At 68.6% G+C, this 21,402-nt stretch carries 21 protein-coding genes; 13 read left to right on the top strand and 8 right to left on the bottom strand.

Features of this window, described 5'->3' with window-relative positions; genetic code table 11:
• Positions 1 to 33 precede the first annotated feature (33 nt).
• Positions 34 to 1,425, bottom strand: coding sequence for an MFS transporter (locus ACFWY9_RS19080; protein ID WP_378324082.1), 1,392 nt, complete (start codon positions 1,423 to 1,425; stop codon positions 34 to 36).
• 125 nt (positions 1,426 to 1,550) lie between these two features.
• Here ACFWY9_RS19080 and ACFWY9_RS19075 point away from each other — a divergent pair, with 125 nt between their 5' ends.
• Positions 1,551 to 2,432: a MurR/RpiR family transcriptional regulator gene (locus ACFWY9_RS19075; protein ID WP_378324081.1), complete on the top strand. Its 882-nt coding sequence runs from the start codon at positions 1,551 to 1,553 to the stop codon at positions 2,430 to 2,432.
• Positions 2,433 to 2,457: 25 nt separating this feature from the next.
• On the opposite strand, the gene ACFWY9_RS19070 is transcribed toward ACFWY9_RS19075, so the two are convergent.
• Positions 2,458 to 3,678, bottom strand: coding sequence for an MFS transporter (locus tag ACFWY9_RS19070; protein WP_378324079.1), 1,221 nt, complete (start codon positions 3,676 to 3,678; stop codon positions 2,458 to 2,460).
• A 114-nt stretch (positions 3,679 to 3,792) separates the two neighbouring features.
• Here ACFWY9_RS19070 and ACFWY9_RS19065 point away from each other — a divergent pair, with 114 nt between their 5' ends.
• The gene (locus ACFWY9_RS19065) at positions 3,793 to 4,674 is read left to right on the top strand and encodes a LysR family transcriptional regulator (RefSeq protein WP_378324077.1); all 882 of its coding nucleotides are present in this window, start codon (positions 3,793 to 3,795) and stop codon (positions 4,672 to 4,674) included.
• Positions 4,675 to 4,944: 270 nt separating this feature from the next.
• On the opposite strand, the gene ACFWY9_RS19060 is transcribed toward ACFWY9_RS19065, so the two are convergent.
• Genes ACFWY9_RS19060 through ACFWY9_RS19050 form a run of 3 tightly spaced genes read right to left on the bottom strand, consistent with a single transcriptional unit; the run spans position 4,945 to position 6,550 of the window.
• The gene (locus ACFWY9_RS19060) at positions 4,945 to 5,802 is read right to left on the bottom strand and encodes a phosphotransferase (protein WP_378324076.1); all 858 of its coding nucleotides are present in this window, start codon (positions 5,800 to 5,802) and stop codon (positions 4,945 to 4,947) included.
• Complete coding sequence (locus ACFWY9_RS19055) at positions 5,799 to 6,278, bottom strand: glycine-rich domain-containing protein (RefSeq protein ID WP_378324075.1); 480 nt, start codon at positions 6,276 to 6,278, stop codon at positions 5,799 to 5,801. Before ACFWY9_RS19055 ends, ACFWY9_RS19060 begins: the two co-directional genes overlap by 4 nt.
• An 11-nt stretch (positions 6,279 to 6,289) precedes the next feature.
• Positions 6,290 to 6,550 (bottom strand): hypothetical protein, encoded by a 261-nt coding sequence (locus ACFWY9_RS19050; RefSeq protein ID WP_378324074.1) that lies wholly within the window; start codon positions 6,548 to 6,550, stop codon positions 6,290 to 6,292.
• Between the two features lie 215 nt (positions 6,551 to 6,765).
• Here ACFWY9_RS19050 and ACFWY9_RS19045 point away from each other — a divergent pair, with 215 nt between their 5' ends.
• Positions 6,766 to 8,094, top strand: a complete 1,329-nt coding sequence (locus tag ACFWY9_RS19045) for a helix-turn-helix domain-containing protein (RefSeq protein WP_378324073.1) — start codon at positions 6,766 to 6,768, stop codon at positions 8,092 to 8,094.
• A gap of 180 nt (positions 8,095 to 8,274) precedes the next feature.
• Here ACFWY9_RS19045 and ACFWY9_RS19040 read toward each other — a convergent pair whose 3' ends face one another.
• Positions 8,275 to 9,372 carry a S1 family peptidase gene (locus ACFWY9_RS19040; RefSeq protein ID WP_378324072.1) on the bottom strand — a complete coding sequence of 366 codons (1,098 nt, stop codon included), beginning with the start codon at positions 9,370 to 9,372 and terminating at the stop codon, positions 8,275 to 8,277.
• Between the two features lie 191 nt (positions 9,373 to 9,563).
• On the opposite strand from ACFWY9_RS19040, the gene ACFWY9_RS19035 reads away from it, so the two are divergent.
• The 9 genes from ACFWY9_RS19035 to ACFWY9_RS18995 all read left to right on the top strand — a co-directional run bounded on the left by ACFWY9_RS19035 (position 9,564) and on the right by ACFWY9_RS18995 (position 19,425).
• On the top strand, positions 9,564 to 10,778 hold the full coding sequence (locus ACFWY9_RS19035) for a P1 family peptidase (RefSeq protein WP_378324071.1): 1,215 nt from the start codon (positions 9,564 to 9,566) through the stop codon (positions 10,776 to 10,778).
• 225 nt (positions 10,779 to 11,003) lie between these two features.
• Positions 11,004 to 11,819: an endo alpha-1,4 polygalactosaminidase gene (locus ACFWY9_RS19030; protein WP_378324070.1), complete on the top strand. Its 816-nt coding sequence runs from the start codon at positions 11,004 to 11,006 to the stop codon at positions 11,817 to 11,819.
• A gap of 48 nt (positions 11,820 to 11,867) precedes the next feature.
• Complete coding sequence (locus tag ACFWY9_RS19025) at positions 11,868 to 13,178, top strand: ABC transporter substrate-binding protein (RefSeq protein ID WP_378324068.1); 1,311 nt, start codon at positions 11,868 to 11,870, stop codon at positions 13,176 to 13,178.
• 10 nt (positions 13,179 to 13,188) lie between these two features.
• Positions 13,189 to 14,139 carry a carbohydrate ABC transporter permease gene (locus ACFWY9_RS19020; RefSeq protein WP_378324067.1) on the top strand — a complete coding sequence of 317 codons (951 nt, stop codon included), beginning with the start codon at positions 13,189 to 13,191 and terminating at the stop codon, positions 14,137 to 14,139.
• On the top strand, positions 14,136 to 15,014 hold the full coding sequence (locus tag ACFWY9_RS19015) for a carbohydrate ABC transporter permease (protein ID WP_378324066.1): 879 nt from the start codon (positions 14,136 to 14,138) through the stop codon (positions 15,012 to 15,014). The genes ACFWY9_RS19020 and ACFWY9_RS19015 overlap by 4 nt, the downstream gene beginning before the upstream one ends.
• A gap of 30 nt (positions 15,015 to 15,044) precedes the next feature.
• Complete coding sequence (locus ACFWY9_RS19010) at positions 15,045 to 15,995, top strand: carbohydrate kinase family protein (protein WP_378339404.1); 951 nt, start codon at positions 15,045 to 15,047, stop codon at positions 15,993 to 15,995.
• A complete protein-coding gene (locus ACFWY9_RS19005) occupies positions 15,992 to 17,302 on the top strand; it encodes an alpha-glucosidase/alpha-galactosidase (RefSeq protein ID WP_378339403.1) in 1,311 nt (436 codons plus the stop codon). The genes ACFWY9_RS19010 and ACFWY9_RS19005 overlap by 4 nt, the downstream gene beginning before the upstream one ends.
• 25 nt (positions 17,303 to 17,327) lie before the next feature.
• A complete protein-coding gene (locus ACFWY9_RS19000) occupies positions 17,328 to 18,212 on the top strand; it encodes an SIS domain-containing protein (RefSeq protein ID WP_378339402.1) in 885 nt (294 codons plus the stop codon).
• A 4-nt stretch (positions 18,213 to 18,216) separates the two neighbouring features.
• Positions 18,217 to 19,425 carry a Gfo/Idh/MocA family protein gene (locus ACFWY9_RS18995; protein WP_378324062.1) on the top strand — a complete coding sequence of 403 codons (1,209 nt, stop codon included), beginning with the start codon at positions 18,217 to 18,219 and terminating at the stop codon, positions 19,423 to 19,425.
• A gap of 61 nt (positions 19,426 to 19,486) precedes the next feature.
• Here the strand turns inward: ACFWY9_RS18995 and ACFWY9_RS18990 are convergent, their stop codons facing one another.
• Both ACFWY9_RS18990 and ACFWY9_RS18985 read right to left on the bottom strand, forming a co-directional pair.
• Positions 19,487 to 19,918 carry a DUF6292 family protein gene (locus tag ACFWY9_RS18990; protein WP_378324061.1) on the bottom strand — a complete coding sequence of 144 codons (432 nt, stop codon included), beginning with the start codon at positions 19,916 to 19,918 and terminating at the stop codon, positions 19,487 to 19,489.
• Between the two features lie 185 nt (positions 19,919 to 20,103).
• On the bottom strand, positions 20,104 to 20,544 hold the full coding sequence (locus ACFWY9_RS18985) for an Hsp20/alpha crystallin family protein (protein ID WP_378324060.1): 441 nt from the start codon (positions 20,542 to 20,544) through the stop codon (positions 20,104 to 20,106).
• Positions 20,545 to 20,651: 107 nt separating this feature from the next.
• Here ACFWY9_RS18985 and ACFWY9_RS18980 point away from each other — a divergent pair, with 107 nt between their 5' ends.
• Positions 20,652 to 21,257, top strand: coding sequence for an HSP18 transcriptional regulator (locus tag ACFWY9_RS18980; RefSeq protein WP_378324059.1), 606 nt, complete (start codon positions 20,652 to 20,654; stop codon positions 21,255 to 21,257).
• Positions 21,258 to 21,402: the final 145 nt, after the last annotated feature.

Here is a 21,402-nt window from a genome sequence, read left to right as displayed (position 1 = left end):
TGATCTCCTTTTCCTCCACAGTGGACAGTTCGGTCACTTCGTCATCTCCTTCGCGGTGGCCACCGGTGCACCGTGTTCGGTCAGTTCTTCGAGCGAGCGGCCCGCGGTGGCCAGGCCGAACACGACCACGCACACCACCCCGGCGGCGAGCACGGCCGTGGTGAGGCCGAAGACACCGGCGAACCCGAGGCTCGCCGCGGACAGGCCGATGATCGTCGGCGCCAGGATGCTGCCGAACCGGCCGAACGCGCTGGACAGGCCGGTGCCACTGGCGCGGATCCAGGTCGGGAACACTTCGGGGGTATAGGAGTACACGCCGGCGTAGGTGCCGTTGAGGAAGAACGACAGCACCGCACCGGCCAGTGTGATCGACCACGGCGCGTTCGTCCGGCTCAGCCAGAAAGCGCTCACCGCCGAGCCGGTCAGGTACAGCGCGATGGTGTGCTTGCGGTCGAGCCGTTCGGACAGCCAGGCGGCGGAGAAGTACCCCGGCACCTGGGCGAGGTAGATGATGATGGAGAACTCGAAGCTCTTGGTCACCGTGATCCCGCGATCGACCAGCAGCGTCGGGATCCACGAGAAGAAGCCGTAGTAGGAGAACGTGATCACGAACCAGACGGTCCAGATCACCGCCGTGCGGCGCGCCATCGCCGGGCTCCACAGGAACTTCAGCGCGCTGAGGAGGTTGACCTTCGGCGTCCGCGTCGCGGGCTGGGCGTCGGCGGCGGGCACCGGGGGCAGCGCGGTCCCGGTCGCCTTCTCGACGGCACGTTCCAAAGTGGACACAACATGTTCCGCCTCGGCGTCCCGTCCCTGCGCGAGCAGGAAACGCGGTGACTCGGACAGGGACCGGCGCCACCACAGCAGCAGGACGATCGGCAGCGCGGTGATCAACTGCGCGACGCGCCAGCCTTCGGGCACCGACGGCACGACGAACCGGCCGATCAGCGCCGCCGCGACGAAGCCGAAGGAGAAGAACCCGGCGAGCGCGCCCACGAACCATCCACGCCGCCTGGCGGGGACGAACTCGGCCAGGAACGGCGCGATGATCGCGCTTTCGGCGCCCCCGCCCGCACCCGCCAGTACCCGGGCACCGAGAAACACTTCGTAGTTCGGGGAAAACGCCGCGACGACCGTGAACGCCGTGTAGAAGGCCAGCGCGTACATCATGACCTTCTTGCGGCCGATGCGGTCGCCGAGCAGGCCCGCGGCGATCGCGCCGAAGAGGAAGCCGAACGGGGCGGCCGAACCGATCAGCCCCAGCTGGCCGTTGTCGAGGTGCCAAGCCGCCTTCGCGCTGGGAAGGAGGAAGGCGACGATCGCGGAGTCCATTCCGTCGAAGGTGTAGCCCAGCCCGCCGATGAGCAGCAGTTTGTAGTGGGGGCGGCTCAGCGGGAGCCGGTCCAGTCGTGCCAGCAGCGTCATGGAAAACGCCTTCCGTGTCCGGGCAACGAGACTGCGGACAACGTATACTGCATTTCCGCAAAGCTGCAATGCTCTTTGCAGAGGATCGTGGTTCGTTGCGGTCACGCGGTCGAAGGAGGTGCGTCGTGGTGGCGCGGACGAGGACCGGCGACGGTTTCGAGGCGTGGCTGCGGGACCGGCTGCCCGAACGGGGACTCCGGCCGAAATCGGCCGCGGTGCTCGAAATGCTCGTCTCCCAGCCGAGGCGGGCGTCGTTCGGTTCGACGGCCGAACTGGCGCAGCTCGCCGGGGTCAACGTCGCGACCGTGACCCGCACGGCGCAGGCGCTGGGCTTCGCCGGCTGGCCCGCGCTGCAACAGGAGCTGCGGGCGCGCTACCTGTCGTCGCTCAGCGCGCCGCAGGTCGCCGAGGAGCACCGCGGCGCCGGCTCGCCGGGCTCGGCCTCCCTGCGCCGCGACCTCGACAGTCTCGCCCTGCTCGACCGGCGGTTCGACGAGAAGGTGATCCGTGAGGTCGCCCAGGCGCTCGCCGGGGCGCGCCGCACGGTGGTGCTCGCCGACGGCAGCTATGCCGCCGTCGGAATCGCGTTCGCGCACAACGCGCGGCTCGCCGGCTACGACGTCCACGCGGTGACGGCGGGCAACGCCGAACTCGCCAACGTCGTCGCGAAGCTCACCGCCGCCGACGCACTGGTCGCGATCAGTTTCTGGCGCCTGTACGAAAGCACGGTCCGCGCCGCGAACGAGGCCAAGAGCAGGGGTGCGCGGGTGTTCGCCATCACCGACGCCGCGAGTCCCGCGCTCGCGGACGCCGCGGAACACGTCCTCATGGTGCCCGCCGAAGGGGTGACGTTCTTCCCGTCCCTGACCGCGGGAATGGCGCTGGCCCAAGCCATCGTCGCCCAGCTGGCCGCGGTCGACCCGGCCCGCACGAGCGAATCCGTCGAGGCCGCGGAGGCGATGTGGTCCCGGTTCGACCTGCTGCACCGCCGCCCCACCGGGAAGTAGTGTCCACTGTGGACGGCGGGCGCGCTCAGGAGGTGCCGAGCGTGCGGCGCGCCGCCCAGCCGAGCAGGAGCAGTTCCAGTACGGAGAAGCCGAGCAGCGCCGTGGCGCTCGGCAGCCAGACCAGCGCCACGCCGACGAGCAGGATCGGCAGCACGAGCCCGGCGTAGGCGACGAGGAACAACGCCGCGAGCGTCTCCCCTCGCGACGACGGATCGGCCAGCGCCGCGACCGTGGCCACCGACGCCCGGAACCCCAGGCCGAATCCCGCTCCGGCGACGACCGCGCTGACGAGGAACAGGGGCAGCGAAGCCGCGAAGACCGCTACCGAGAGCACGACAAGGCCCGTCATCATCGACCCGAAGCCCAGGCGCAGCTGAGTGCGCGCTCCGAGCCGGTCGAACACCACCTGTGCCAGCGCCGCCGACCCGAGCATCGCGAACGGCGCCACCCCGGAGAGCAGCCGGGAGGTCTGGTGCAGGCCGGTCGCGAGCAGCGTCGGCGCGAGCGCCATGAACAGCCCGGAAATCGCGAACGCCGCGAATGCGCCGGTCGCGGCGCCGACGAACTTCGGACGCGCCGACGCCGGTAGCGAAACCCGTTGCGGGCGGTAGGCGGGACGCTCCTCGCGGCGCTCGACCGTCTCCGGGACCAGGCTCACCACCAGGGCTTCGAGCAGCAGCACGATCAGGAAGACCACGAACGGCGTCTTCAACGGACGATCGGCGAACTGGGCGAAGAAGCCGCCGACGAGCGGGCCGACGGCCAGTCCCCCGGCGTTGACGACAGTGGCGACCAGTCCGGAGCGGCCGAGATCGGCCTCGGGCCGCGCGATCGTCCGCAGCTCCGACAGATGCGCCGTCGCCGTCGCGGTGATCGTGCCGACCCCGGCGCCGCTGATCAGGCGCGCGACGATCAGGACCGGCACGTCCCCCGAGACGAGGAACAAGGCCGCGGCCAGCGCTTCGGCCAGCAGCGCGGCGAGGATGACGCGGCGCCGCCCGAGCCAGTCGCTGACGTGTCCGGCGAGGTAAAGGCTCGCCATCACACCGACCGCGTAAGCCGCGAAGACGACCGTGACGACGAACGTCGGGAAGCCGTCCTGCCGCTGGTAAAGCGCATACAGCGGGGTGGGCAACGTCGAGAACGCCATCGCGGTGAGGAAAGCGACGGCGATGACCACGAACCCCGAGCCATGACTCACCCGCCGCACGCGAACGGGGCGGGCAGGGGTGGCGATGTCGACCATGACGGGACCTTCCGGTGTACGAACCTTTCGCCGTCCACCTTGCGCCCTTCGATTGACCAAGTCCAACGAACAATCTTTGTCTCAGTAATCGACAGTACCGATAAGATGGGCCGCATGGACAACCGGCAGCTCGCCTACTTCGTCGCGGTGGCCGAGGAGCTCAGCTTCACGCGCGCGGCACGACGGCTCTTCACCGTCCAATCCACGGTTTCGGCCGCGATCACCGCGCTGGAGACCGAACTCGGCACCAAGCTGTTCGACCGCTCGACCCGCCGGGTCGCCCTCTCCTCCGACGGCGCGCTGTTCCTCCCCGAGGCGAAAAACGCGCTGGAGGCTTTCGAACGCGCCCGCGCCGTGGTCCAGCAGACGTCCGCGGGTCTGCGAGGCAGCCTGCGGTTCGGCACGCTGAGCTCGATGGGGCGCCTGGACCTGCCCGCCGTGCTCGGCGCGTTCCACCGCAAGCACCCGCTGGTCGATATCCACGTCACCGTCTCCGTGGCCGGTTCGACCGGTCTCGCCGCCGATGTCCGGCAGGGCAGGCTCGACGCGGCGCTGGTCGGGCTGCCCAGCGCCGATCTCGCCGGGCTCCGGGCACTACCGCTCGAGAACCGGCCGTTCGTTGCGCTCCTGCCGTCCCGGCATCCGATGTCGGCGAAACGCGCGGTGACGCTGGCCGATCTGTCGGGCGAGCGTTTCATCGACACGCCAAGGGGATTCGGCAACCGCGTCGTCACCGACCGCGCCTACGACGACCTCGGCTCCCCACGCCGCGTCGCCGTGGAGGTGGCCGACATCCGCGTCATTCCCCGGTACGTCCACGCCGGACTCGGCGTCGCGATCGTGCCCGAAACCGATTCCCCGCCCGTCGAGGACATCGCCGTCCGCCCACTCTCCCCCGGCCTCGACTGGCCGCTCAGCTTCGTCACCGCCGACACGCGGCCGCCGATCCTGGCCGTGCGCACCCTGGAGGACATCCTCGCCGCCGCGTCCCGGTGATCCTAGGGTGGGGCGGTAAGTCCGTGGGGGCTCCTCGAGGGCCCCAGAGTCGTCCGGGGCGCAGACTTGCAAACTCGGTTTGTGCTGGTCAGCGGTATCCGCCATGAGCGAGACCATGATCAAACCGGGACCCCGGGCGATGGGGCCCGCCCTCATCCTCTTCACCGAACGCATAAACCAGCGATTTGCAGATGGACGACCCTAAGCGAATTGCTCGGTGATCTGAACGGAAGGGCCCCCGCCGATTTCCCGGCACCGGTCCAGTTGTTGCTACTTCTCTGTGAGATACCGGACATAATTTCGTGCTGCCCCGATCAGTTCAGGGAAATGCTTCCGGTACCGCCACATGCCGAGCACGGCCGCCGAGAACGCCACTCGTTCACGCTCTGTCGATTCCTGCCATGCTGCTATCTGGCCAGCCCATGATTCGGCCTGCTTCGGTGTGTGTCCTGCCCCGATCAGCCGGAGCACCAGAAAAGCCGAATCAGCCCACCTCGGACCAGCGCAGGACCAAGCCCAGTCGATTAGTCGAAGCCGGTCACCGATGATCACGTTGTACTGGTGAATGTCGGAGTGAATCAGCCCCGGGCCGTCCATCTGGCCGATTGCCTGGGATTCGAGTTTTAGTAGTGATACGATATTCTTCGTTTCCCAGTCGTCCAAAGTTTCCGGGGTTCCGGCCAATCGTTTCCACGGTGAAACCTTCGCCCAACGGACAGCGAGGCTATCGACGGCAACAGGACTTGGCGTCAATTCCACAGCCAGCGTCGAGACGGCATTCGCGAGCAAGGGAAGGTCGGGTGATCCTGGCGAGAAATCAGCATAGCGGCCGGTGACGTGCTCGTATCCGAGGACGAGCCAACCGTCAGTCTCGATTTCCCAGAGAACCCTAGGTGCGAGATCGGGAAGTATCCCGTTCACCTTGGCTTCGTTCCGGTGCATTCTGACCCTACGATCGCCGACCTGAATCCCTTTCAGGAAAACCGGGCCTTGCCTTGTCTCCACTGTGATGGACAGGTCCGAACTTCGACCTTTCGCCGGGTACGACGTGGCCAGGACAGACGAGCCGAGCTTTTCCGTCACGGCCGCCCTGACCGACGCCGGAAGATCCTGCCACTCGTGTTTCATGCGGACATCGTAGCGGGCGGTGGCGGCGGGTCCTCGTGACAGCCGTTGTGACACCCGGTGCAGCTCCCCACGACGCCGTGAGCACCCACCCATAACTCTTCGTCAACGTAGAAACCAGCGGCACGGATAGCTTTCACCGTGCGCCCAATCTGGTCCTGCGCCTTCACTTTGGGTGCCTTCTCGTTCTCGTCGTCGGGAACGTGATGGATGAACCGGCCGGCAATCCGGTCACAGAATTCGACGTATTCGCGCGTGTAGAGAATAAACGTGTGCCATCCGATATCGACGGTTTCGCTCGGCGCCAACGGTTCGGTAGCTTTTCCGCACGCTGCCAGGAACGCCAATGCCTGATCAACGATCCTTTCGGATTTACCAGTCGAAATTCCTTCTTTCTCGATGATTCGGTTCGCCAGCCGCCTAAATAGTACTTCGGAAACTAGGCCCTGCCCGGTCAGATGCTCGACTGCAATGGTCACGTGCTTTCCCTCTATTTCTGCGTAATCGCCCCGTAGAGCATGTTGAGTAGATCCATGCAAAATCGGTGGAAGATGAGCCACTGTCGAGCTTGGGAGACTGCGTGTTCCATGGCTACATGGAGGTCTGCCCAGGAATCGCCGGTGACGAAGAACAGCTCGTCCGATCCGTCCACAAACGACAGTGCGGGACTTCCGCCCCGGTACATGGGGATCGCGCGGACCTTGCAAGAGGCGTGGATACCAATCTCCACACGTTCACCCGTGTATTTCATGGCCACACCTCTCGACGTACACGGACACTGGCCGGGCAGGGTGCCGCGCCTACCTTGTGAGGGTGAGGATCTTCCCCGCCCGTCCGGCTGCTCGGGTGTGGCACCAGGAGCGCTGATCGAAACCTCTGGCGCCACGAGCTACAGCCGACTGCCTGAAACTTGGCGGTCAAGGGCAAGGCTGCTGTAGCGGTGAGACGTGATCAGGCCCTGTCCACATGTGGTACGCGAGACCTGATCTTGTCCCAGTGGCTCACGTTACGAGCGGGCAGCGATGCGGAGTGACAAGAAAATGGCAACCTGATCGGCGTAACCTGGCGGAACGGCCGGACAGGCGGGAGCATGTGGTCGTGGACTTGGCGGGAATCGGTGGCCGGATCGCTACAGCGCGAAAGATGGCCGGACTCACTCAGGCGGGACTTGCCGCGCGCATCAGCTACAGCAAAAGCCTGGTAACCAAGGTCGAGCGCGGCGAGGTCGAGCCAACACCCGAGTTTCTGGGGCGCGTCGCCGATGGGCTTGGAACCGACGTCGAACACTTAGCGTGGCATCGGTTCGAGTGGCAACGGCGCGGTGATCAATTGGGCGACTTGCTGACCCCGGTACGGTCCGCGCTCGACCTTCTCGACTTGCCGCCGGATTCGTCGGTTCGGCCCAGACCGCTGGCTGTGCTGCGCGCCGACGTCCGGCACGTCAACCAACTTGCGCAGGCCGCACAGTACGAACCGATGGTGGCGCTGCTGCCCGCGTTGCTGGCTGAGTTGCACTTGGCGGCTATGACGTTCACGGGCCGTGAGCAGGAAGCGGCGTGGGCACTTCTGGCGCTGACTAGCCGGTGCGGTCACTCTGTCGGCATAGCGCTAGGTGACAACACGCTCTCCGTAAGCGCCTTGAGTCGGATGGATTGGGCAGCCAAGCAAGCGGGAGACCGCGCGCCGGGATTGCGTGCTGCCCGTGAATACCTCCGCGTCACGGCCTACCTCCGACTTCGTGACTACGAAGCGTGTTGGCGACTCAATCAGTCAGGCGTGCGGCACTTGGACGGGGCGAAGGATGCTCCGGGAGCGTTCCTCGCACGGGGGCAACTCCATCTCGGTGCCTCCGTGATTGCCGCTCAGACGGGTGACCGTGACGCGATGGCGAACCACCTGGACGAGGCCGCCCGCGTCGCTGAGATCACCGGAGAGGACCCAGAAACGTTCTGGTTCGGATTCGGGCCGACCAACGTAGCTATTCACCGTGTCGTCACGCTGGGCACCATCGGGGAGCATGGCCGCGCGGTCGAAGCTGGCGCGGGCCTCCGTTTCCCGTCTGACTGGCTACCAACGCGCATCGGGCACCACCACCTGGACATGGCACGTGCCTACCGTTGGCTGAACCAACCCGACCACGCGCTACGTGAGCTTGAGCGTGCTCGGCTGGTCGCACCAGGGCAGGCGCGGCGCCACCCGATGACCCGAGACACCGTGACCGCACTTGTCCAGGCGCAGCGTCGACGTTCAGAGGCGCTGTCCGGCTACGCGTCTTGGCTTGGGCTTGAGCTGTAGCCGGGTGTCCGGGCGCCCATCGTCGACGTACGGCAGGCACCCGGTACCCGGCATTGTGGCGTGGTTCACATCTTGTCGGGTTTCAGCGGTCAGCGGGAGTTTTTCGGTTTGTGAGTCTGCCTCCTCCGACTCCCTCGGAGAGGCCCCACGGAACGATCCACTCGGATCCACAGAGGACGGTCAGCGGTTCAGGGTGACCCCGTACGCGCGGATGGCCGCGGTCAGCGGCTGGAACCACGTCACGGAGACGGTGTCGCCCGCGCCGGTCATGCCCAGCCCGGTCGCGCCGTCGTACCACGGGCCGCCGCTGTCGCCGTGATCGGCGTGGGTGTCGGTCTTCACCATGCCGCGCACCACCTGGCCGTCGCCGTAGTCGACGGTTTCGTTCAGCGCCTGCACCGAACCGCAGGTGACCTGGGTGGTGCGCCCGCTCTTGCAGATCTGCTCACCGACCGTGGCGTCGCCCGCGGCGGTGATCGGCTGCGTGGAACCGTCGTACAGGTCCACCGCGCCCGGTGCGTCCCCGGAGTCGTTGCGGATCAGGCTGTAGTCCGTCCCGGGGAACCGGGCGTCTTCCGTCGGGCCGATGCCTTCCCAGTACGGCAAACCCTGGGCACAGTGCCCGGCGTCGACGATGTAGTTCTGGCCGCCCTTGTTCGAGTTGAACCCGGCGGAGCAGACCGACTGCCCGTTGCTGATCTCGTCACCGTCGTAGATCAGCGGCTGGAAGACGCCGTGCGCGCGTTCGACCCGGACCCGGTCCCCGAACCCGCGTGCCGCGTCGAGCAGCCCCGCGGCCTCCTCGGCGGGCGCCGCGTCGGAAACGGTCAGCACGACCTGATCGGCCACCGGGTCGAGGCCGGTCGCCGTGTTCGGCACCGGGTGCAGTGCCGCCTGCACGGACGTCAGTTCCGCGGTGCCGTACCGCACCGGACGCGGGGTGGCACCCGCCGCGCGGACCGTCTCGGCCGCCCGCGCGTCGAGCACGTTGACCACGGCCGAGCCGGTGCGCGGATCCAGGTAGCCGCCCGCCGAGCGAGCACCGAGCCTGCGGTCGAGTTCCTGGACCTTCGCCGCGCCGGCACGCTGGACCGCGAGCACGTGCGCCGCGTGCGCCGGGTCGGCACCCGTGGTGGACACCAGCCGGGCGATCGCCACGGACGCCGCCGAGGGCGCGAAAGTGCCGTGCGGCGCGGCCGCCACCGGGGTTCCGGCCACGGCCGCGGTGGCACAGGCGGCGGCCAGTGGCAGCGCGGCACGGTGTCGTAGTCGTTTCATCGCAAGGATTCCTTCCGGTCGGGCGCGGCAAGGCGAGGTCCAGGTTCCTCCCACGCCATGGCGCTGAAAACCCACCTTCGTAGGGGCGTTTCCACCAGTCCACAGTGGACGATAGGCAATCCGCTGGGCTTCCCCGGACGACACTGCACGTGCCATGCTCGGGTCTCACCCTGGTGACCCGGGAGGCGCTCGTGAAGCGGTCAGCGCGGGAAAAGGTGGACCGGCGGACGATGCTCAAGGCGTCCGCCGCCGCGGCGGTGGCGATCCCTTCGGGCACCGCCGAAGCGGGCGAAATACCACCCGAAGTGCGGGAGGGAATCCGGCGAGGCCGGCGGTACCGGCTGCGGGAACTCGGCGTCGTCATCGGCGAACTGCCCACCGGCCGGTACAACGCGATCACCGACGTACCCGGCGTCGCGGTCGGCTACCGGACGGTGATCTTCGACCGGCCGGGCCCGCCGCCGAACATCGCCAGGACCGGCGTCACGGTCATCGTGCCCCGCGACGAACCCGTCTGGCGCAACCACTGTTACGCGGGAATCCACGCGCACAACGGCAACGGCGAACTGACCGGGGCGCACTGGATCGCCGAATCCGGCTGGCTGACCTCGAACATCGGCATCACCAACACCCATCAGGTCGGCATCGTCCGGGACACCCTCGTCAAGCTCGAAGCCGAGCGGAACAAGGCACTCACCTGGCGGCTGCCGGTGGTCGCCGAGACCTGGGACGGCCCGCTGAACCAGATGGACGGCTTCTGGATCACCGAAGACCACGTGCGGGCAGCGGTGGCGGACGCGAAGGGCGGCCTGCCCGCCGAGGGCAACGTCGGCGGCGGCACCGGCATGTCCTTCTTCGGTTACAAGGGCGGCAGCGGAACCTCGTCACGCCGGGTCGATCACCACGGAAACGCCTACACCGTCGGGGTTTTCGCGCAGACGAACTTCGGCAGACCCCGCGATCTCCTGGTCAAGGGCGCGCCGGTCGGGGCGGAACTGCCCCCGCCGCCGAGTCCCGCGCCGGAGAAGTCCCAGGGCTCGTGCATCGTCGTCATCGCGACCGACGCGCCCCTGCTGCCCGGCCAGTGCCGCCGGCTCGCCGAACGCGCGGGTATCGGCCTCGGCCTGGTCGGGGGTGTCGCGTCCAACGGCGACGGCGACATCTACCTCGCCTTCTCGACCGGCAACGACATCCGCCCGGGCGAGCCCGCACCGCTGCGCGAGGCCAAGGCGATCGACAACGACGAGATCGACCCGTTCTTCCACGCCGTCGTCGAAGCGACCCAGGAAGCGTTGCTCAACTCGGCCACCAAAGCCGAGCGCATGACCGGGAATCTCGGCACCCGTGAGGCATTGCCGCTGCCCGAACTCGTCGGAATCCTGCAGCGGCACCGGCTTTATCCTTGAGCCAGCATGCTTGTTCTTGCTCGAAGCAGCACTGTAACGAGCAAAATCAGGCACTTGACATGACTGGATTTGCTCGGCTTTACTCCTAGGCACGTCGGAACGAACGCCCGGCGTGAGAGGTACGCCCAGCCGGTAGGTGGCGGTAGCCACGAGTCCGGCCTGAGTCGCCAGGACGGGTACTCGTCCGAGGCGGGGTCGTGCCCACCAGCATCCCGGAGTTCACTGATGCACTTCACCCGCGTTCAGGTGCTGAGCTGTGCCGCCGCCCTCTCGGCCGTACTCGGTTGCTCCCCTTCCGCCACGGCCACCCCTTCCCCCGCCGAGGCGCACACCGTCGCGCCGCCACCGGCCGGAGCCGGATTCGACTACCAGATCGGCGGCGCCTACCAGCCGCCGTCGGGTGTCGGGGTGGTGAGCCGCGACCACGACGCCGCGCCCGCCCCCGGGCTCTACAACATCTGCTATGTAAACACTTTCCAGGCCCAGCGCGGCGCCGAGGGCAGCTGGGATCCCGACCTGCTCCTGCGCGACGCGAACGGCACCGTGGTCGTGGACAAGGACTGGAACGAGGCATTGCTGGACGTCCGCACGGACGCCAAGCGGCAGCGGATCGCCGCGAAGGTCGACGGCTGGATCGACCAGTGCGCGGCCAAGGGATATCAGGCCGTGGAGCCCGACAACTACGACAGCTTCACCCGTTCGCAGAATCTGCTGAGCGCCGACGACGCGCAGGCCTACATCCGGCTGCTTTCCGCGCACGCCCACAGCAAGGGGCTCGCGATCGCGCAGAAGAACACCTCGGAGCTTTCCGATCGACGGCAGCAGAACGGTCTGGACTTCGCCGTCGCCGAGGAATGCGGCGAGCAGAACAACTGTGGCGAGTACACCCCGGCCTTCGGCAACCACGTGATCGTCATCGAGTACACCGGCCAGGGCCTGGCCAACGCCTGCGACAAGTGGGCAGGCAGCCTGAGCGTCGTCCGGCGTGACCGGGACGTCTCCCCGCAGGGCAGCGCCAAGTACGTCCGCGAAACCTGCTGAGCGGCTCGCGCGATTTCCCTGTCCCTGCCGCATTTCCGGAGGAAACCGATGGACGTTCGTGGTTCCTCCGCGCCGTTTTCCCGGCGCGGGTTCCTCAAGGGTGTCAGCGGTCTGGCACTCGGCACCACGCTGGCGGGCTGCGCCTCGAACGCGCAAGCCGGTTCCGGCGGACCCGTCACGATCGAGCTGTGGCACGGGCAGAACGACGTCGGCCGCAAGGTCGTCGAAGAGCTGGTCGCCGACTTCCAGCACGCCCATCCCGGCATCCGGGTCGACATGGGCGGCGGCGTCCTGGCCGACGCGATGCTCCAGAAGGTGACGGCGGCACTGGCGTCCGGGTCCTATCCCGACATCGCCTACGTCTTCGGGGCGGACCTCGCCAGCGTCGCCCGCAGCCCGCAGGTGGTCGACGTGACCGACCTGGTGAACTCCGGCCCCACGCCCTGGCCGGACTACTGGACGTCCGCGCGGGACGCGGTCACGCTCAACGGCCGCGTCCGCGCCGTCCCGGCGATGCTGGACGTCCTCGCCGTGGTGTGCAACAAGACACTGTTCGCGCAGAAGGGGATCCCGCTTCCGGACGAGAACTGGACCTGGCCGGAATTCGTTGCCACCGCGCGGAAACTGAGCGATCCGCAGAACGGCACCTTCGGCACGAGCTGGCCGGGCGCGGGCGACGAGGACACCGTGTGGCGGCTGTGGCCGCTGGTGTGGGACCTCGGTGGCGAGGTGATCGGCAAGGACGGCCGGAGCATCGGGTTCGCCGGCTCCGGCGTCCGCGCACTCGAAGTGCTCCGGGATCTCGCCGCCGGCAAGAGCGTCTACATCGATCCCAAACCGGGCAGCGAACAGATGTACAAGGCGTTCGCCGCGGGGCGGATCGGCATGGTGGCCACCGGTCCCTGGCAACTGCACGACATCATCGACGCCGGAATCGACTACCACGTGGTCCCGCTCCCGACCTTCAGCCGCAGGCCCGTGACGATCTCCGGCCCGGACACCTGGACATTGTTCGACAACGGCGAGGAACGCGTGCGGGCGGCGCGGACCTTCGTGAGCTGGCTGATCCAGCCGGAGCAGGACGTGCGCTGGGACGTCGGCGCGGGCAGCCTGCCGCTGAGCCGTCGTGCCCAGGCGATGCCCGCCTGGCAGCAGAAGGCCGCGGAAACCGACGGGCTGCCGGTTTTCGCGCACGCGCTGGAAAGCGCGCGCGTGAAGCCCGTGCACCCGGCGTATCCCCAGGTTTCCCAGGCCGTCGCCACCGCCATCGTCGCCGTGCTGCTCGGCAGGAGCACGCCGGCCGAGGCCATGCGCGCCTGCGCCGAGGAAGCCAACGCCGCCCTGATCATTCCGCGCTAGGAGTTCGCACATGCCTGGATTACCGGCCCCGATCACCGTATCCCGATCCCCCGGCGACAGGCGGGGAATCCGCCGGCGACGGCGACGCGAGACAGCGTCGGCGTGGGCGTACATCTCGCCGTCGGTACTCATCATCCTCGGCCTCGGTGTCGTCCCGGTCGTCTGGTCGCTGCTGCTGTCGTTCCAGGCCGACGACCTGGTGACGCCGAGCAGGCTGGTGGGCCTGGACAACTACCACGCGCTCGCCAAGGACCCGCATTTCGCGCAGGCCGTCGGGAACACCTTGCTGTACACCGTTTTGTACGTCCCGCTCAGCATCGTGTTCGGGCTGTTGCTGGCACTGGCGCTGAACCGCCGCATCAGGTTCATCGGCCTGTACCGCACGCTGCTCTTCGTCCCGTTCATCATCTCCGCGACGGCGCAGGGGGTGTTGTTCTCCTTCATCCTCGACCCGCAGTTCGGCGTCGCCAACTCGCTGCTGCATCACCTCGGCCTTTCACCCCAGGGGTTTCTCTCCGACCCCGGGCAGGCGTTGCTGGTTCTCGTCGGGATCACGCTGTGGAGCGGGACCGGTTTCTGCGTCGTGGTCTATCTTGCCGCGCTCCAGGACGTCCCACCGTCCCTTGTGGAGGCAGCGAGACTGGACGGGGCTGGCCGCTGGCAGGTGCTGCGGCACGTGACGTTGCCCGCCATCACCCCGATGACGGTGTTCCTGCTGCTGTGGCAGGTCATCAATTCCCTGCAGGTGTTCGACCTCGTTTACGTGACGACCAAGGGCGGGCCGCTCGGCTCCACCACGGTGATCGTCTACTTCATCTGGGAGCAGGCGTTCAAGAACTTCACGGCGGGCTACGGCGCGGCCGCCGCGTACGTCCTCGCCGTCGCCTTGCTCGTGATCGCGGTGGTCGTGCGGGTGCTGCGGAGGCCGGGACGCCGTCGTGCCATGGAGGTTTCCCGATGACGGTCAAGGCTGCCCTGCCCGCGGTCGGCACGTTCGAAGCCCGCCGGTCCCGGATCCGCCCGCGGCTTCCGTTCAGCCCGTGGCACCTGCTGCTCGTGCCGCTGGCGCTGCTCTTCGCCGCTCCGCTGATCTGGCTGCTGCTCAGCTCGTTCATGAGCAACGCGGAGATCAACCGTTTCCCACCGGCGCTCTGGCCGTCCGAAATAGACTTCGGCGGTTATCGCTACGTCCTGCAGAACGCGCTTTTCCCACGCTGGTTCCTGAACTCGCTGATCGTGTCCACTGTGGCCGTCGTGGCCAACCTGCTGTTCGGGGCGCTGGGCGGGTACGCCTTCGCGCGGATGCGGTTCGCCGGGTCCCGGGTGATGCTGATGCTCATGCTCGCCACGATGGCGATCCCGTTCCAGCTGACGATGATCCCGACCTTCCTGGTGATGAAGAAGCTCGGGTTGATCGACACGCTCGGCGCGTTGATCGTGCCGTCGCTGGTCACCCCGTTCGCGGTGTTCCTGCTGCGCCAGTTCTTCCTTTCCCTGCCGAGGGAACTGGAGGAAGCCGCGTGGATCGACGGCTGTTCGCGGCTGCGCGTGCTGTTCCGGATCGTGCTGCCGCTGTCGCGGCCCGCGCTGAGCACCGTCGCGGTGCTGACGTTCCTGAGCACGTGGAACGACCTGACCTGGCCGCTGATCGCCATCAACCACGACACGCAGTACACCCTGCAGCTGGGGCTCACCACGTTCCAGGGGCAGCACCACACCGAATGGGCCGCGGTCATGGCGGGCAACGTGATCACCGTCCTGCCGGTCCTGCTGGCCTTCCTCGGCGCGCAGAAGACGTTCGTCCAGTCCATCACCTCCAGCGGGCTCAAAGGCTGACTCCGCGCTACCGCACGGGAAAACCACTTCATGTCACACCAGTTCGACCTGCTCGTGATCGGGGACGCCAACCCCGACGTCATCGTCGGTCCACTTCGGACACCACTCGCCTTCGGTCAGCGTGAACACCTCGTCGACTCGGGAAGCCTCACCCTGGGTGGATCGGCGGCCATCACCGCGGCGGGCGCCGCCCTTCTCGGGCTCGAGGTCGCCATCGCGGGCCGGGTCGGTGACGACGCCGCCGGGTGGTTCGTCCGCGAAGCACTCGCCGAACGCGGCGTCGACACCAGCGCACTGGCCGTCGATCCGGACGTCCCGACCCCGCTCACCGTCATCCTGACCCAGGACGGCGACCGCGCGATCCTCACCACTCCCGGGACGCTCGGAGTGACCACGGCCGCCGACGTTCCGGCGGAGCTGCTCGCCGCCAGCAAGCACGTACACGCGTCCTCGTACTTCCTCCTGCCGAAGCTCGCGGCCGAGTTGCCCCGCCTGTTGCGTCTCGCCCGCTCGCACGGCGCGACGACGTCGGTCGACACCAATGACGACCCGGCCGGAACCTGGGATCCGGCCGGTGTCGCGGCGTTGCTTCCCGAGACCGATTTCCTGCTGCCCAACGCGGCCGAGGTCCGGAATCTGGCCGGGAAGTCCTCCGCCAGGGAGGCGGCCACGGCGCTGGCCGCGCGCGGACCGGCGGTGGTCGTCAAGGACGGCGACCGCGGCGCATTCGCCTGCGCGGATGGCGAACTGGTGTCCGCCAAGGGAATCCCGGCCGACGCCGTGGACACCGTCGGCGCCGGGGACAGCTTCAACGCGGGCTTCCTCGCCGCGGTGCTGGCGGGCATGGCGCTCGGAAAGTCCCTCGAATTCGGCGTCGCGTGCGGCGGGCTTTCCGTGCGCGCCGCAGGCGGCACCCCCGGCCAGCCCACGTGGGACGACGTCCTCGTCCACCTCGCTCGTACCGAAACGGATCCCGCATGACCACCCCCAAGATCACCTTCGTCGGCGCCGGAAGCGTCGTGTTCACCCAGGGACTGCTCGCCGATCTGTTCGCCCATCCCGAGCTGGGCGACGCGGAGATCGCCTTGCACGACATCGATCCCGAACGCCTGGCGACCGCGCTCGGCGCCGCCCGCTACATCGCGGCCGAACGCGGCGTGAAGCCCGGCATCACCGGCTACACCGACCGGCGCGAGGCACTGGCGGGCGCCGATTTCGTCGTCAACATGGTGCAGATCGGGATGGGCGAGGCCACCCGCACCGATTTCGAGATCCCGGCACGCTACGGCGTGCGGCAGACCATCGGCGACACGCTCGGGATCGGCGGGATCTTCCGCGCGCTGCGGACGTTCCCGTTCCTCAGGGCACTCGGCGAGGACATCGCCGAGGTGTGCCCGGACGCGTGGCTGCTCAACTACACCAACCCGATGGCGATGAACGTCCAGTACCTCGCCGAGGCCACCGGGCTGACCCGCGTGGTGGGCCTCTGCCATTCGGTGTACTGGACCGTGCGCGGGCTCGCGGACCTCGTCGGCGTGCCCTTCTCCGAGGTCGTCTACCGCGCGGCGGGCGTCAACCACCAGGCGTGGGTACTGCGGTTCGAGCACGAAGGCGCCGACCTGTACCCCCGGCTGGCCGAACTGTCCGAAAAGGACGAACAGCTGCGCCGTCGCGTCCGCTTCGACATGTTCCGGCGGCTGGGTTACTACCCCACCGAGACCAGCGAGCATTCCTCGGAGTACGTGCCGTGGTACCTGCACCACGACAGCGAGATCGAGCGCCTTCGCCTGCCCATCGGCGAATATCTCGGCATCGTCGAGGAGAACGTCGCGGCCTACGAACAGACCCGCCGCGCGCTCGCCGAGGACGCCCCGCTGACCGTCGAGGGCACGAACGAATACGCACCGCAGATCATCCACAGCATCGTCACCGGGACCCCGCGCACGGTGTACGGGAACGTCCCGAACCACGGCCTGATCGACAACCTCCCGGCCTCCGGCGTCGTCGAGGTTCCTTGCCTGGTGGACGCTTCCGGGGTGCAGCCGACCCGGATCGGCGCGCTGCCCCCGCAACTGGCCGCGCTCAACCGCGCCTACCTCAGCATGAACGACCTCGTCGTGCGTGCCGCCGTGGAGAACGAGCCGCGGCACATCCGGCACGCCGCGATGGCCGACCCCGCCACCGCCGCGACACTGCCGGTCGAGCGGATCTGGCAGCTGTGCGACGACCTGGTCCGCGCGCACGCCGACCGGCTGCAGCCCGCCCTGCGCGTCACCCTCGGCAGCTGACCCCACCATTCCCCGGGAGAAACCCATGTCGTACACCACCGACGAGATCACCAGCCAGCCGGAATGCTGGGAACGCGCCGTTGCCGAACTGCCCGCGCACGCCGCCGCCCTGCCCCGCCCCGGCGAGCACGTCGCCGTCATCGGCTGCGGGACGTCGTGGTTCATGGCCCAGAGCTATGCGCAGTTGCGGGAGGACGCCGGACACGGACTCACCGACGTATATCCGGCGTCGGAGGCGAAGCTGGCCCGCCCCTACGACCGCGTCCTGGCCATGACCCGCTCGGGCACCACCACCGAGGTGCTGACCGCGATCGAGCGGACCCGGCCGGGCACCCGCGTCACCGTCATCACCGCGGTCGGCGATTCCCCCGTCGCCGAGCTTGCCGACGACGTCGTCTGCCTGCCCTACGCCGACGAGCGATCCGTTGTGCAGACCCGGTTTCCCACCACTCAGCTACTGCTCCTGCGTGCGCATCTGGGACAGGACACCGATCGCGCGCGGAAAGACGTCGTGACGGCGCTGGATGTCCCGATCGAGGACGAACTGCTGAATGCCGAACAGTTTTCGTTCCTCGGCGAGGGCTGGCATATCGGCGTCGCCAACGAGGCGGCGCTGAAGGTCAGGGAAGCCGCGGCGTGGTGGACGGAGTCCTACTCCGCCATGGAGTACCGGCACGGCCCGATCGCGGTCGCCGGACCGGGCCGCGCGGTGTGGAGCATGGCGGGTGTGGCCGATTCGCTGGCCGGGCAGATCCGGGCCACCGGCGGATACCTGCGCCAGGGCCGCCTCGACCCGCTCGCCGAACTCGTCGTGGTGCAGCGGCTGGCGGTCCGGCTCGCCACCGCGGCGGGCCGGGATCCGGACCGCCCGGCGCACCTGACCCGTTCGGTCGTCCTCGAAGCCGGATGATCCCGTGGCGGAACTGCGAATCGGAGTCGTCGGCGTAGGGCAGCGCGCGGACCTGGTCACCCTCGCGAACCTGCCGGGCACGGCCAAGGTGGTGTCGTGCGCGGACCCGGATCCGCGTGGCCGTGCGGACGCCCGCGACCTATTCGGCGCTGACGTCGTGCTGCACGACCGGTACGAGGCGATGTTCGCGGACCAACTGGACGCGGTGTTCGTACTGACGCCCGACCATGTCCACACGCGACCCGTGCTGGCGTTCCTCGCGGCCGGGGTCGCCGTGTTCGTCGAGAAACCGCTCGCGATCGGGGTCGAGGACTGCGACGCGATGCTGGCGGCCGCGTCGAGAACCGGGACCCGCCTGTTCGTCGGCCACAACCTGCGGCATCTGCCGGTGCTGCGGCGGATGCGCGCGCTGATCGGCGAAGGGGTGATCGGCACGGTCAAGTCCGTGTGGTGCCGCCATTTCGTCGGGCACGGCGGGGACTACTACTTCAAGGACTGGCACGCCGAACGCGCCAACACGACCGGTCTGCTGCTGCAGAAGGGCGCGCACGACCTCGACGTGCTGCACTGGCTGGCGGGCGGGTTCTCCCGCCGGGTCGTGGCGCTGGGCGGGCTCACGGTCTACGGCGCGAACCCGCGTCGCGGCGAAGGCAGGGCCGGACAGCGGATGCCGGACTGGTTCGACGCCGGTGTGTGGCCGCCGGCGGCGTTGCGCGAGTTGAACCCGGTGATCGACGTGGAAGACCTCAGCATGATGCTGTCCGAAATGGACAATGGGGTCTTCGCCAGTTACCAGCAGTGTCACTACACCCCCGACTACTGGCGCAACTACACGGTGATCGGGGACGCAGGAAGGATGGAGAACTTCGGGGACGGAGTCGGCGGCGACGGGGCGTTGATCAGGGTGTGGAACCGCGGGAGATCGGGCTACCGGCCCGATGGCGACCTGACCGTCACGATCGCTCCGGAGCCGGACGGCTCCCATGGCGGGGCGGACGCGGCACTGGTCGCGGAGTTCCTGCGGTTCGTCGCCGAAGGCGGCCCGACCGAGACGTCACCTGTCGCGGCCCGCGAGGCTGTCGCGGCGGGAGTCGCCGCCACGAATTCCCTGCGCTCCGGCGGTGCCCCAGTCGACGTGACGCCGCCGGATCCCGCGCTCGTCCGGTACTTCGACGGACACCAGGCCACCGCCCGCACCGCGCGGCCACGGTGACGGGCCAATTCGTGGGTGGGTCGCACGTCTGTCCTTTGTGGATGCGAGGCCCCGGCCCCGGTCACGACCGCGGCCCGGCCAGCAACGCGGCGAGGTCGTCGAGATCCCCGGCTTCGCGCAACGAAACCGGGTCAGGGCGACCGGGACGGTGATCCCCTGCTCGCATCGCCTCGACGAACCGGGCGACCCGGCGGGGGTCCGGCACCGGCGTGCTCCCGCCCAGGTAGCGGAGCACGATGAGGTCTTCGCCGGAATGCGTCTCGATGGCGATCGACCACCCGCGGCACTCGTCCCACAGCAGCGCGACGTCGCGGTCCGGATGATGGGGCAGGCGGCCGTCGAGCGCGAGATACGCCGAGACGGGGCGGTCGTGGTCGATGACGCAGGACTCGAGCCCGATGCCCAGCAGCCCCGCCACCTCGGCGAGGTAACCGCGCAGGGAACGGGTCGCGCGGTGCTGGTGGGCGGCGGGGAAGCCGATCGCTGCGGTCATTGCTGCGACACCCTTTCCGTGCGGCGCGGGGAACGGCGGGCCGCGAGCACGCGACCCGCCGTCGCCGTCACCGCGAGCACATGGCGGCACGCCGGGAACCGCCGGGCGGGGAACCGAAACCGCGTTACCGGGGCGCCCGGCGTCTCCCGTCCCGGCCCGGTCACGCGGTCAAGCGCTCGCGCCGGTCACGCCTTGATCTCCTTGGGCGCGGAGGCTCCGGAGATTTCGATGCGGCGCGGCTTGGCCTTCTCCGCGATCGGGATGCGCAGGGTCAGCACCCCGGCGTCGTAGTCGGCGTGGATGTGTTCGGTGTCCAGCGTGTCACCGAGGAAGAGCTGCCGGGAGAAGACACCCAGCGGACGTTCGGCGACCTGCATCTGGACATCGTCACCGGTCGGCAGCGGCCGGCGTTCGGCCTTGACGGTCAGCACGTTCCGTTCGATGTTCAGCTCGATCGCGGCGGGATCGATCCCCGGCAGGTCGAAGCAGACGACGAACTCCTCCCCCGCGCGATAGGCGTCCATCGGCATCGCCGCGGGCTTGGACCACGTCCCCGGCGCCCCACCACCGAACACCTGCTGGGTCAGCCGGTCGAACTCGCGGAACGGGTCGGTGCGCATCAACATCGGGATCCACCTCCTGGTCGGCAACTGGGCTGGCGTCAACACGCACCTTCGTTCTAACATGTCATCGAAACGATGACAAGTACCGCGTCGTCGAAAGGATGACAGCCGTGGAAGAAGACCCGATCGCCACCATCAGCACGATCCACGACGTCGTCTCGGCGGTGCGACAGGGCTCGGCCGCCCCGGACCAGTTGCTGACCGCGCTGAACGCGTTACGGCTGCTGCGCGGCCAGATCGCCGCCTGGGAACCCGAACTCATCACCGCCGCCCGCGCCGGCGGGACCAGCTGGGCCATCCTCGCTCCCGCGCTCGGCGTGGCGAGCCGCCAGGCCGCCGAACGGCGTTACCTGCGACTGCAGCCCTCGGCCGGTGGCGAGGGCACCCGCGAAGCACGAGTGGACGCCCAGCGGGACCGGCGCGCCGCCGACCGCGCGGTGTCGGACTGGGCCCGCCGCAATTCCGCCGCGCTGCGCCAGCTCGCCGGTCAGGTCAGCGCGGTCGACGGTCTCGACAAGCCCGGCAGGCTGGCGATGGAACAGCTCGGCGACGCCCTCGGCGAGGACGACGCCGCCGCACTCCTGCCGCCCCTGGCCGAGGCCGGGTCCCATCTGGGAGCCGAACACGGTGACCTCGCCAACCGGCTCCGGACGCTCACCGAACACACCGACCAGCTCCGCCAGGCCACCATCGACCACCGCCGAGGACGTGGGTGAGCCCTGGTCCGTCCACATGCGACAGGCCCGGGGGGGGGGCCCCCCGCGGGGCGGGGGCCCCGCGGAGAGAAAGGGGGGGGGGCGCCGGGGGGGGCTCACCACCGGGGGCCGGCGCCCCCGCTCGAGGGACCACGCGCCCCCCCCC

Origin of the sequence: Amycolatopsis sp. NPDC059027 (genome assembly GCF_042739735.1) — a bacterium.
Taxonomy (GTDB): domain Bacteria; phylum Actinomycetota; class Actinomycetes; order Mycobacteriales; family Pseudonocardiaceae; genus Amycolatopsis.
Note: the sequence above shows the minus strand (reverse complement) of the source record. Positions and strands in the feature narration are given on the sequence as shown.